This window comes from Spiroplasma sp. NBRC 100390 (genome assembly GCF_001886495.1).
In the GTDB taxonomy this organism is placed as follows: domain Bacteria; phylum Bacillota_I; class Bacilli_A; order Mycoplasmatales; family Mycoplasmataceae; genus Spiroplasma.
On sequence record NZ_CP018022.1, the window covers coordinates 284,752 to 298,075 of the forward strand.

10 protein-coding genes are annotated in these 13,324 nt (G+C 31.3%); all 10 read left to right on the top strand.

The window, feature by feature from the left end; all coding sequences use genetic code 4:
* Window positions 1–3: 3 nt before the first annotated feature.
* The 10 genes from phoU to lpdA all read left to right on the top strand — a co-directional run bounded on the left by phoU (window position 4) and on the right by lpdA (window position 13,184).
* The gene (gene phoU, locus S100390_RS01350; protein ID WP_070406511.1) at window positions 4–663 is read left to right on the top strand and encodes a phosphate signaling complex protein PhoU; all 660 of its coding nucleotides are present in this window, start codon (window positions 4–6) and stop codon (window positions 661–663) included.
* A 130-nt stretch (window positions 664–793) separates the two neighbouring features.
* The gene (locus S100390_RS01355; RefSeq protein ID WP_070406512.1) at window positions 794–2,470 is read left to right on the top strand and encodes a phospho-sugar mutase; all 1,677 of its coding nucleotides are present in this window, start codon (window positions 794–796) and stop codon (window positions 2,468–2,470) included.
* A gap of 39 nt (window positions 2,471–2,509) precedes the next feature.
* Window positions 2,510–4,765 carry a 2-oxo acid dehydrogenase subunit E2 gene (locus S100390_RS05515; RefSeq protein WP_070406513.1) on the top strand — a complete coding sequence of 752 codons (2,256 nt, stop codon included), beginning with the start codon at window positions 2,510–2,512 and terminating at the stop codon, window positions 4,763–4,765.
* Between the two features lie 62 nt (window positions 4,766–4,827).
* The gene (locus S100390_RS01365; RefSeq protein WP_070406514.1) at window positions 4,828–5,769 is read left to right on the top strand and encodes a 3'-5' exoribonuclease YhaM family protein; all 942 of its coding nucleotides are present in this window, start codon (window positions 4,828–4,830) and stop codon (window positions 5,767–5,769) included.
* A gap of 238 nt (window positions 5,770–6,007) precedes the next feature.
* Complete coding sequence (locus S100390_RS01370; RefSeq protein WP_070406515.1) at window positions 6,008–7,366, top strand: FAD-dependent oxidoreductase; 1,359 nt, start codon at window positions 6,008–6,010, stop codon at window positions 7,364–7,366.
* A gap of 2 nt (window positions 7,367–7,368) precedes the next feature.
* Window positions 7,369–8,355 (top strand): lipoate--protein ligase, encoded by a 987-nt coding sequence (locus S100390_RS01375; protein WP_070406516.1) that lies wholly within the window; start codon window positions 7,369–7,371, stop codon window positions 8,353–8,355.
* 35 nt (window positions 8,356–8,390) lie between these two features.
* Window positions 8,391–9,494: a pyruvate dehydrogenase (acetyl-transferring) E1 component subunit alpha gene (gene pdhA / locus S100390_RS01380; protein ID WP_070406517.1), complete on the top strand. Its 1,104-nt coding sequence runs from the start codon at window positions 8,391–8,393 to the stop codon at window positions 9,492–9,494.
* On the top strand, window positions 9,494–10,483 hold the full coding sequence (locus S100390_RS01385) for an alpha-ketoacid dehydrogenase subunit beta (RefSeq protein ID WP_070406518.1): 990 nt from the start codon (window positions 9,494–9,496) through the stop codon (window positions 10,481–10,483). The genes pdhA and S100390_RS01385 overlap by 1 nt, the downstream gene beginning before the upstream one ends.
* Before the next feature lie 18 nt (window positions 10,484–10,501).
* Window positions 10,502–11,782, top strand: a complete 1,281-nt coding sequence (locus S100390_RS01390) for a dihydrolipoamide acetyltransferase family protein (RefSeq protein WP_070406519.1) — start codon at window positions 10,502–10,504, stop codon at window positions 11,780–11,782.
* Between the two features lie 16 nt (window positions 11,783–11,798).
* A complete protein-coding gene (gene lpdA, locus S100390_RS01395) occupies window positions 11,799–13,184 on the top strand; it encodes a dihydrolipoyl dehydrogenase (RefSeq protein WP_070406520.1) in 1,386 nt (461 codons plus the stop codon).
* The last annotated feature ends 140 nt before the right edge of the window (window positions 13,185–13,324 follow it).

The following is a 13,324-nucleotide window of genomic DNA, read 5'->3' on the forward strand; positions in this document are numbered from 1 at the left end:
ATGATGAGCATTAAAATTGAAAATGATCTAGCCCAAACAAAACAAATGATTATTGATATGATTGCAATGACAAAAAATCAATATGATGATATGGTTAAATGCCTTGAAGAAAATGATATTGAACTTGGGAAAAATGTGATTTCATCTGATGAAACAATTAATAAAATGCAAGAAGCTTTTATCGAAGTTTCATTATGAAAAATTGCAAAACAACAAATGGTAGCAAAAGATTTACGACGAGCAGTTGGTTTTATCTTAATTGTTAAGGAAGTTGAACGGATTGCTGACTATGCAAAAAGTATTTGTCGCTACTATATTAAATATAAACCATCAACTAAATTAATTAATTTTTTAAAAAAATTAGTTGCTAAGGTTATTGAAATGCTAACGCAAGTATCAAATATTTTTGAAGAAGAACGAATTGAATCAGCTTATAATATTTTAAAATATGATACTGAATTAGATAAAATTTATAAAATTGAAAATGATGCATTAATTGAAAAAATTCGAGAAGCAAAAACTAAAGAAGAAATTAAAGTTATTACATTAACAATGCAACAGTTACGTTCAATTGAACGAGCAGGAACGCATATTATTAACATTGCAGAAACTTTAATTTATATTATTGAAGGAAAAATCTATGACTTTGAATTACCAATTTAAAATAATCTTCTTTATGAAGATTATTTTTTATTAATAATATTATTGAAAATAAGGACTGATTTACTAGTAATTTGTTATAAATATTATAAAATAAAATTGTTAAAAAGGTGAATTTTAAAGGAGAATTAATATGTCATATTTAGATAATTTAAAGTTATGAAAAAATGCTAAAAATTTAGATCCAACCTTAGCAGCTGAATTTCAACAAATGTCTGAGTCCGAATTAATTGCTGCTTTTTCTAACGATTTGGAATTTGGAACGGCTGGATTACGGGGATTACTTGGCCCTGGAACAGGAAAAATGAATTTATATACAATTAGAAGAGCCACATTAGCGTTTATACAATATTTAAAGAAAATTTATTCAGAAGCAGATTTAAAAACAAAGGGTGTTGTAATTGGCCATGATAATCGTCATTTCTCAACGGAGTTTGCACAAGAAGTTGCTGATATTTTTGCTACTAATAATATTAAAGCAATTTTATTTGAAAATAATGATTTACGACCAACGCCAATTGTTTCATATACTATTCGTAAAATAAATGCGGTGGCAGGAGTTATTATTACAGCTAGTCATAATTCGCGTGAGTATAATGGTTATAAGATTTATGATCATAATGGTTGTCAGTTTTTGCCAGTGGCAACGGATATTATTGGAGCAAATTATTTAAAAATTAAGGAAGAGGTTTTTAATTTAATGTTGAAACCAGATCCAAATTTAATTACTTATGTTCCTACAACAATTGAAGAGGATTATGTTACTGATGTCAAAGCAATGCAGTTTTATCCAAATCAACGACGTAATATTAAAATTGTTTTTTCAAATTTGCATGGGACGAGTAAAGATTGAACACCACGGATTTTGCAAGAATGTGAGTATGAAGTTATTATTGTTGAGGAACAATTTGCCAATGATCCTAATTTCACTTTTGCGCCTAATCCAAATCCAGAATTAACGGAATGTTATGAGTTAGCCTTAAAATATGCGAAAAAGGTTGATGCGGATATTATTATCTTGAATGATCCAGATGCTGATCGATTGGGAATTGGTGTTAAAACCGCAGATAAAGGATACTATTTAATGACAGGTAATGAAACTGCACCGGTTTTAATTGAATATTTGTTTTCCCATTATCAAAAAAGCAAAACATTACCAACAAATGGTGTACTATATAATACTTTTGTAACGGGTAATTTATCAGATAAAGTTGCTGAAAGTTATGGTGTTAAAGTGATTAAAACATTAACTGGTTTTAAATGAATTGGTGATCAAATGAGTAAAACAGATGCCAATGGAATTCAATTTTTATTCGGATTTGAAGAAGCATATGGTTATGTTTTAAAAGATATTACCCGTGATAAAGATGGAATTCAATCATCGTTGGTGATAGCTGAAGCTTGTTGATATTACCACCAACAAGGAAAAACACTACTTGATGTCTTGGTTGAACAATACGATAAATTTGGATATTTTTATTGTAATACTGTTAACTTAGTTCGTGATAGTGTTGATGGGAAAACAATTATTAACAATATGTTACAAAAATTGCGTCAAGAAGAAATTCTTAGTTTGAATGGCATCAAATGTATTAAAAAGGAAGATTATCTAAAAGGGTTATATGGTATGCCAGGACAAGATTTATTAAAGTTTTATTTTGAAGATGGTAGTTGATTTGCTGTTCGGGCAAGCGGAACAGAACCAAAGATTAAGTTTTACTTTGTCTGTGTTGATAAGTCAAATAACCAAGCGAAAGCAAAAATGGAGGCAATGTATCAAGAATTAGAAACTAATTATTTAAATGCTTAAAAGTGTGCTAAGATATATTTAGAAAATAGGGGGTACTAAATGGCAAAGATTATATTTGAAGCTGATGATAATCGTAAAGGTATTATAGATAAACTTTTTGTTAAAAACCAACAAAAAGTTCAAGTAGGAGATAAAATTGCTAATGTCATCACCCAAAATAAAGTATATGAAATAAAAACATCAGAAGATGGTGAAGTACAAAATCTTATTGCTTATGAAAATAAAGTTATTAATAGTGGCGATATTTTATTAGAAATAGTACCACTAGAGCCCACTCTTAATGAACAAAAATATGAAACTAGTCAAATTTATAATACTAGTTCTTTTAGTGGTGCATCCAGATATAATGCAAATAATAATCCACCAGGTGATATTAAAAAATCAGAAACTGAAATTTTTCGGGAAGAATTAATTGAAACATTATTAGCGCGTGAAGTTGCCGGTGAGAATCTTAAAAGTGAGTTTGAACCTACGGTTGAATTAAAGCCCGAAGTATCATCATCACAACAAGTGTCGCAAAATTTGTTTCAGGATAATGTCAGTACAACGTCATTTCTTTTAAAAGACAAGGTTGAAAATGTCATTGAGAATATTCCAAATGAAAATAATATTGAAACCTTGCAAAAGGATCTTGGACAATTAAAAGATAATTTAGCAACAGTTAAAGATGATTTAGAAACAATTAACATTCAAGAAGAAATTATCGAAGACATTACTCATTTAGAACAAGATTTAGCATTGTCAGCAGAAATGACTGAAAGAACAAAAAACTATGATGAAATATCAAATACAATGATTCATCGTATGTATACGGACATTCAACATGAGTTAAATCAAGAAAGTAATGAAAAAGAATTGGTTTTATCTGATGATAATCCTGAAACAATTTATTTTAGTGAGGATTTAACATTAGAAGAATTAGGAGAAGATATTGCTTTATCTGCTTCAAATATTGATGGAATGAATCCCAATTCAAAGTTAGCACCTGATGTTTTAAATGAAATTAATGAAACGATAGCAAAACCGCATAATGATGAACATGTAACGCATGTTGAACATCCAGGACATTTAAAATCACATCCTCATCATCGCGAAACTGTTGCCCATCCGACGGAGTCAAAACCACATTCAGGAGTTCATTCGGAGGCTACTGGTCATCATAAAGAAGTGAAACATGATGAAGAAGTAAAAGTCCATCATTCTGGTTCGCATGCAAAACCCCATAGTAGTCATGATGTATCTGCTTTACCTGGAGAAGAAGTAAAAACACATTCTGTTCATCCAAGAACCCATCCGGTCTCGCATTCTGACTCTTCTGAAATTTTAAAAAACGATGTTTTCAATTCAAAACCAACAACGCATTCAAAACCACATTCAGGAGTTCATTCAGAGGCTACTGGTCATCATAAAGAAATAAAACATGATGAAGAGGTCAAAACCCATCATTCTGATCATCATGCAAAGGCCCATAGTAGTCATAGGGAATCTGTTTCGATTCCTGATGAACCAAAACCACATTCAGTAGAACATTCAAGTGTACATTCTGAAGCATCAGAACATATTAAAGAAAAGGTTGCTCCTGATCATAGCGATCAAAAATTACAAGCTGATCAAGTTAAATTAAATCATCAGGCAATTACCCGGGCAAAAGAAATTATGGAGAGTAGAAAGAACATTGCCCATAGTTTTATTGATGTTGAGGTTGATGTTAGTGAATTAGTTAGTTTATTGTCAATTATGCGAGAAGCATATTCATCAAATGGACTTGAATTAACATTATTACCATTTTATATTAAAGCAGTTTATGAGGGTTTAAAAAAATTCCCAATTTTAAATGCAGCATTTATTAATAAAGAACATGCACTCTTATTAAAATGATTTTATAATATTGCTTTTAGTGTTGACCTTGATGCAGGGGTTAAAATGCCGGTTTTGTATGATTTAAAAAATGAATCAATTAAAGAAATTGCAGTGAAGTCAACAAAATTAATTGAGCAAACTATTAATGATAAATTAACGGACAAAGATTATCAAGACGCATCATTTTCAATTGTGAATTATGGTGAATATGGAATTACACGAGGTACTTTTACCATTCCAGCTGACAATGTTGCTGGTATTGCTATGGGAATTATTTTTAAAAAACCAGTTGTTGTTGAAAAAAATGATATTACAATTCGTGATATTATGGTAATTACACTTGGTTATAATGAAGCGGTGGTTGATGTTACTGAAGCAAGTAAATTTGTTCATTATGTTGCATATTTATTATCAAATCCAGGATTATTATTATAAAACAAAAAAGTGATGTTTTTCTTCATTACGTACTTTTTTATTTTTAGAAAGGAAAAAAGACAATGAATATTAAAGACTTAACAAAAGAGACCAATAATGTTGAATTAGTGGTAATTGCTGATAAAGTAACACAAGGAACTGCTTCTAACGGGAGCACTTATTTGTCAATAACATTAAAAGATCGTACCGGAACAATTGAAGCTCGTCTATGAGATGCTCGTCCTGCTGATATTGACTGTTGAATTAAAGGTAATTGTTATAAAGTAAATATTAATATTATTGAATATCGAAAAGTATTACAAGCAAAAATTAATACTTATGACATTATTGATAATGATAGTATTAATTTAGAAGATTTTATTGAAGTAGCACCACTTTCACCTGATGTAATGTATGATGAAATTATTACTACAGTGCAAGCAATGCAGACAGTAGAATATCGTGAAATTATGACTTTAATTTTAACAAAATATGGTGAACAATTTAAAATTTGACCAGCAGCAGTTCGCAACCATCATGAAATTAAGTCGGGATTAATTTGACACAGTTTAACAATGTTAAAAATGGCTAAAAATGTTGCCAATGTATATTCTGACCGGTTAATTGATGCTGAACTTTTATATTGTGGGGTTATCTTACATGATTTAGGAAAAGTTATTGAAATTACAAGTGGGGCAACTAATGATTTTTCATTAGAGGGAAAATTACTGGGTCATATTTCAATTATGGCGAATGAATTAAACCATCTCGCTAAAATTAATAATTTAAGTTCTAAAAAAATTATTTTATTAGAACATATGATTTTAGCTAGTCATGGCCGTTTAGAATATGGGTCACCAGTTGAACCGCATTTATTAGAAGCTGAAATTTTATCATTTTTAGATAATTTAGATGCTCGAATTTATCGAATTGATAAGGAATTAGAAAAAATGCCAGTTAATGAACAAACACAGCGGTTATTAGCTGTTGAAGGTCGCTGATTCTTAAAGCATTTTGAAAAATAAGCAGTGTTTTAGTCAAAAAATACCAAAATTTTTCAAAATTTTTGGTATTTTTTCAGTTTTCTGATCTTTTTCGTATGTTTTTCTTTTTTATTTTTTATGGCAGGTATATAATAGAGTTACGGTATGATTTAATTTTCAGGAATAAATGCCGCAGTTTAACATATAACTATGGGCATTTTTTTAGTTAGTTATATCGAAAAAACTAAAAATACTATGAGAACAGAGAAGGAGAATATAAATGAAAGTTATTGTAGTCGGAACTAATCATGCGGGGACAACTGCTGTTAGAACCCTAAGAAGATTAGACCCTAAAGCAGAAATTGTTACTTATGATAAAAACAACAATATTTCGTTTTTGGGATGTGGAATTGCATTATGAGTTTCAGGAGAGGTAAAAGATCCAAAAGGTTTATTTTATGCTTCACCAGAAATTTTGCAAAGTGAAGGTATTAAAGTAAACATGGAACATGAAGTATTATCAATTGATAATAAAGGTCAAAAAATTCGTGTTAAAGATTTAAAAACTGGTAAAGAATTTGAAGACAATTATGATAAATTGATTTTAGCAATTGGTTCATGGCCAATCATTCCACCAATTGAGGGTATTAATCAAGAAGGTGTGCATATTGTTAAATGATACCAACATGGGGAATTGGTAAAAAAAGCAAATGATGATAAAAATATTAAAAATGTGGTTGTGTGTGGAGCAGGATACATTGGCGTTGAATTAGTTGATGCTTTTCACCAAAAAGGAAAAAATGTAACCCTAGTTGATATTTCAGATCGTATTATGCCGCGTTATTACGATAAACCATTTACTGATAAAGTTGAAAACGCAATGCGTGAAGCAGGCGTTAATTTACGTGGTGGCGAAAAAGTTGTTAAATTCGAAGGAAATAATAACAAGGTAACAAAGGTAGTAACCGATAAAGGTTCATATGATGCTGATTTAGTAATTTGATCGGTTGGATTTAAACCTGCAACAGAAATTTTAAATGGTGTTGTTGATTTAGATAAAAATGCTGCAATTATGGTTGATCAATATATGAAAACTTCAGATCCAAATATTTTTGCAATTGGAGATTGTGTTGAAGTTTATGATAATGCTAAAAAAGCACCAGCATATATTGCTTTAGCAACAAATGCTGTTCGAACAGGAGTTATTGCTGCTGTTAATGCTTTAAAACCAGAAGGTTTAGCCTCACCAGGATTCCAAGGTTCAAATGCAATTAATGTTTTTGGTTGAGCATTAGCTTCAACAGGAGTAACAGAAACAGTTGCTAAAGATCTTGGTTTTGATTATGAACAAATTACTTTTACGGATAATGATCGTCCAGAATTTATGGAATCTTATCAAGAAGTTTTAATCAAAATTCTTTGGGATAAAAAAACAAGAAAAATTATTGGAGCACAAGTTGGTTCAGTAGCTAATCATACAGAAGTTATGTATATGTTTTCATTAGCTATTATGAAAGGAGTTACAATTGATGAATTGCCATTAGTTGATATTTTCTTCTTGCCACACTTTAATAAACCATATAACTTTATTACTTTACCAGCATTAGAGGTATTAGGTTTAAATTACTTTAAAAAATAACTATGATTTGTTTTAAAAATCCTTCAACGGATGTCTATTTTAATTTGGCTTTAGATGAATATCTTTTAAAAAGTGAGATTAACGACAATATTTTCTTTTTGTGAAAAAATTCTAATACAATTGTAATTGGTCGAAACCAAAATACCATTGAAGAAATTAATTTACAAGCAGTTGAAACTGATAAAGTAAATGTTGTTAGACGGATTACTGGGGGAGGAGCTGTTTATCAAGATGATGGGAATTTATGTTTTTCCATCATTGTTGATAAAAATGATGAAATCGCAAAAAATTATGAAAGTATTTTGCAACCTATTATCAATGTTTTACAAAAACTTGGTCTAAATGCTAAGTTTGCCGGTAAAAATGATATTGAAATTGATGGTAAAAAAATTTCTGGAAATGCTCAAATAAAATATAAAGATCGCTTATTACATCATGGGACATTTTTGTTTGATGTTGATTTAAGTAAGATGCAGAAATATTTGAATGTTGATCAGAGTAAAATTGTTTCAAAAGGAATTAAATCAATTCCAGCGCGCGTAACAAATATTCGCCCATTGTTAGAGACAGATATTACAATTGATCAATTTATGGATTTTATTACAAAAGAACTATTAGCCCAAGGAACAACCGTGGTTGATTTGCCACCCGATATTATTACTGCCGCTAATGAATTAGCTGATGAAAAATATCGAACATGAAACTGAAACTTTGGTAATTCACCAGAATTTAGTTATCAAAATAAGATCCGTTATGAAGGAAAAGGAACTGTTGATGTTCGTTTAAGTGTTAATGAAGGAAAAATTACAAATATTAAATTTTATGGTGATTTTTTAGGCTCAGGTGGTACAAACCACCTTGAAACGATTTTAACAGGTTGCGAATATAGCCCGGATAAAATTAAAGAAGAATTATTAAAAATTAATATTAAAGAAATTTTTGGGGAAAAATTTGAAACACAAGAAATCTTAGATGTTATTTTTAATTAACAAGTTACAATAAAACAGGAAGGATGGAATTAAAAATGTATTTTGACAAGTTTAATTCGTTAAAAAATGAAATGCTTCAAATTATGGATGCAACAGGAAAAATTGTTAAACCAGAATTGATGCCAAAAATTAGCGATGATGAAGTTTTAACCGCGTATAAATTAATGTGTTTATCACGCCGCCAAGATGATTTTCAAAATAAAATTCAACGTCAAGGGCGAATGTTATCGTTTTTATCTTCGACAGGACAAGAAGCAACAGAAGTAGCGTATGGAATGCAAATTATTAAAGGAAAAGATTGATTTTCTTCAGCTTACCGAAATAATGCTGCTTGATTAGCAACTGGTGTTCCAATGCGAAACATTATGTTATATTGATGTGGAAATGAAATGGGAAGTAAAATGCCAGAAGGGGTTAATACTTTGCCGGTAAATATTCCGATTGCAACACAATATTCACATGCAGCTGGTTTAGCATTTGCCGAAAAGTATAATAAACGTGATGGTGTTGCTATTACAACAACCGGTGATGGAGGTACATCAGAAGGAGAATTTTATGAAGCAATTAACTTTGCTCAGTTACATGAAGTTCCAGCAATCTTTATTGTTGAAAATAACCAATATGCCATTTCAACCCCACGTCGAAAAGCAACAAAAGCAATTAACTTTGCTGTTAAAGGAGTTGCTGTTGGTATGCGCAATATTTTAGTTGATGGAAATGACTTTTTTGCTGTTTATGGAGCTGTTCAAGAAGCAATTAGTTTTGCTCGTAAAGGTGAAGGACCATCATTAATTGAATGTAATACTTATCGTTTAGGAGCCCACTCATCAGCTGATGATCCAAAAGTTTATCGTGATGAAAAATTGCACGAAGAAGCCTTGAAAAAAGACCCTTTAATTCGTTTAAAAGCATACTTAATTGCCCAAAAAAAATGATCAGAAAAAGAACAAGAAGCATTAGATGCTGAGCAAGATAAATTTATTAAAGGTGAATTTGCTTGAGTTGAAGAAAACAATAATGTTTCAATTCGTGATATTTTTGCTTATACATATGCTGAAATGCCAAAATTCTTAGAAGAACAATACCAAGAAGCAGAAGCATTTTTTGCAAAATATCCAAGTAAAGGAGGACATCACTAATGGCAGTTGTAAATAATATTCAAGCATTAACACATGCTTTAGATTTAGCAATGGAAAAACACAAAAATGTTGTTGTGTATGGAGAAGACGCTGGATTTGAAGGGGGAGTTTTCCGAGCAACAGTTGGATTACAAGAAAAATATGGTGAAGACCGTTGTTTTGATGCGCCAATTGCCGAAGCAACTTTAGTTGGAAGTGCCGTTGGAATGGCTATTAATGGAATGAAACCAATTGTTGAAATGCAATTTGAGGGATTTTCATATCCTGCTTTACAACAACTTTTTACGCATGTTGCACGTATGCGTAATCGTTCACGCGGACGTTTTACTTGTCCATTAATTGTTCGTATGCCAATGGGGGGAGGAATTCGTGCCCTAGAACATCACTCTGAAGCAATGGAAGCAATGTTTTCTCACAACCCAGGATTAAAAGTAATTATTCCTGCTACCCCTTATGATATGAAAGGATTATTATTAGCTGCTGTTGAATCACCAGACCCAGTAATCTTTTTAGAACCAACAAAAATTTATCGTGCTTTTAAACAAGAAATTCCTGATGAATATTATACTTTACCAATTGGGGAAGGTTATAAAATTCAAGAAGGTGATGATTTAACAATTGTTACTTATGGGGCACAGGTTGGAGAATGTGAAAAGGCCTTAGCGCAACTAAAAGAAGAAGGAGTCAATGTTAATGTTGATTTAATTGATTTACGAACAATTCAACCATGAGATCGTGATATGGTTATTGAATCAGTTAAAAAAACTGGTCGTATTTTAGTTGTACATGAAGCTGTTCGTTCATTTTCGGTTGCCGCAGAAGTAATTACAACGGTTAATGAAAATTGCTTTGAATATTTAAAAGCACCCGCTGGACGGGTAACAGGTTATGATATTATTATTCCGTTTGATCGTGGAGAACATTATCATCAACCATCAGTACAAAAAATTGCAGTTAAAATTAAAGAATTAATTAACTACCAATTTTAGATAGGAGTTGTAAGAAAAATGGTTAAATTTAAATTTGCAGATATCGGAGAAGGATTAACCGAAGGGAAAGTTGCTAATATTATGATTAAAGTTGGCGATAAAATTAAAGATGGAGATGAAATGTTTGCTGTTGAAACAGATAAAGTTAACACCGAAATTTACGCTCCATGTGATGGAATCGTTAGCAAGATTAACATGAATGTTGGTGACACAATTTATGTTGGCGATGTTGTGGTTGAAATTGATGATGGTGGAGCAGATAGTGCTGATAGCCCTGCTCCAGCACAACCAGCAGCAGCACCAGCAGAAGAAGAAAAAGCGGCTGGAGTCGTTGGTGCAGTGCCAATTTCCAATACTGTTTTAGCTCCTCGTCATTTACCAAGCAGCAATGATGCTAATAGTGGGAATAACAGCAATGTCTTATCAACACCACTTGTGCGAAAAATGGCTGCTGATTTAAAGATTGATTTAACAAAAATTCAAGGGTCAGGACCAAACGGTAAGATTATGAAAGTTGATTTAGCACAAGGTGGTGGCGCCGCAGCAACTGGGCCATCATTATCGGCAATGCCAATTGAAATTCCAAAAATTAATGCAACAGGAGCTGTTCGTCGTGAGCCAATGTCACCAATTCGTAAGGCAATTGCTAAACAAATGACATTGTCAAAAACAGTTATTGCTGAAACAACATTAATGAAAAATATTGATGTTACAAAATTAATTGGAATTAGAACACAATTAAAAGGACAAGCAGAAAAGCAAGGAGTTAAATTAACTTATATGCCTTTCTTTATGAAAGCATGTGCCATTGCGTTAAAAGATTTTCCAATCTTAAATTCATCATACGATCAAGAACAACAAGAAATTATTTTTAAAGATTACTATAATATTGGGATGGCAACTGATACCCCAACAGGGTTGATGGTTCCCGTTGTTAAAGCTGTTGATCAATTAAATATAATGCAAATTGGTAAAATGGTTAATGATTTAGCATCAAAAACACGTGAACGTAAATTAAAACCAGATGAAATGAAAGATGGAACTTTTACAATTACAAATTTTGGTTCAGCTGGAATTGAATTAGCAACACCAGTTATCAACTTTCCAGAAGTTGCAATTTTAGGTGTTGGAATTATTAAAAAAACACCAGTTATTAATAGTAACAATGAAGTTGAGGTTAGTTCAATCTTACCATTGTCATTAACAATTGATCATCGTTTAATTGACGGTGCTGATGGTGGACGCTTTTTAGCACGGGTAACTGAATTATTAGAATCACCGGCTTTATTATTATTGTAAGAGAAGAGGTCATGAGATGGAAAATAAATATGATGTAATTGTTGTCGGAGCTGGTCCGGGTGGATATGTTGCGGCAATTAAAGCAGCCCAAGAAGGTTTAAAAACATTAATTATTGAAAAAGAATATTATGGTGGTGTTTGTTTAAACGTTGGTTGTATTCCAACAAAAGCGTTATTAAAAAGTAGTAAAGTTTATGATTTAATTGGTCATGCTGATACTTATGGGATTGATATTTCAAAAATGACAGAAGTTGCCCCAAATTGAATCAAAATGCAGGAACGAAAAGCAAAGGTGGTAACGCAATTAACAAAAGGGGTTGAATTCTTATTGAAAAAAAATAAGGTGGACCTAGTTAAAGGTGAAGCTAAAGCAATTGATAAAAATACGATTGAAGTAGCGGGAAAACGTTATACAGGTACAAATTTAATTATTGCAACAGGAAGTGTTTCACGTAATTTACCATTACCAGGATTTGAGCAAGCGGAAAAAGAAGGTTATGTTATTTCATCAACAGAAGCTTTATCATTACCAAAAATTCCAAAAAAACTAGCAATTATTGGTGGTGGTGTTATTGGAATTGAATTTGCGTGTTTGTATCGTCGTTTAGGAACAGAAGTAACAATTTTACAAGGTTTAGATACAATTTTAGAAATGTTAGATAAAGATATTCGTGAAGAGTTAACAAAACTATTAATTAAAAATAAAGTTAAAATTGAAACATCTGTTAAAATTAAAGAAATTAAAGGTAAAACAGTTATTTATGATGATAGTGAAGGCAAAGAAGTTAAATTAGCAACTGATTATTGTTTAGTATCAGTTGGGCGTGTACCTGTTACAACTGGTTTTGAGAATATTGGTTTAAAAATTGGTGAACGAAAAAATATTGAAGTTGATGATCAATGCCGTACTAATTTACCGGGCGTTTATGCCATTGGGGATGTTGTTGGAAGAGCAATGTTAGCCCATGTTGCTTCAGCACAAGGACTTTTAGTAATTAACAATATTAAAGGACAAAATGAAAAAATGAATTATAATCGAATTCCATCATGTATTTATTCATTTCCAGAAGTTGCAACAGTTGGGATTACCGAAGAACAAGCGATTAAAGACAAAATTGCTTATAAAGCCTTTAAATTCCCCTTATCAGCTAATGGAAAAGCATTAGCTGATGGTGAAACTGATGGGTTTGTTAAAATTTTATGTGAACCAAAATATGGTGAAATTTTAGGAGCACATATTATTGCTGCAACAGCAACTGATATGATTTCAGAAATTACTGTTTGTATGGAAACAGAAGGAACAATTCATGAATTTGGAAAAGCAATTCATCCGCATCCAACTTTATCAGAAGTTTTAATGGAAGTTGCCCATGGATTAGAAGGACATGCTATTCATATTTAAAGTTACAAAAGGTAACTTTTTTTTATTATTTTGCAATTTAAAATGTTATGTTTTTCTAGGGTAAAATGTTTTTAGTTCATATGTTTTTGTAATTTCTATTTAATCGTAAAAAGTATAGCATATGTTTTTTTACTTATTGA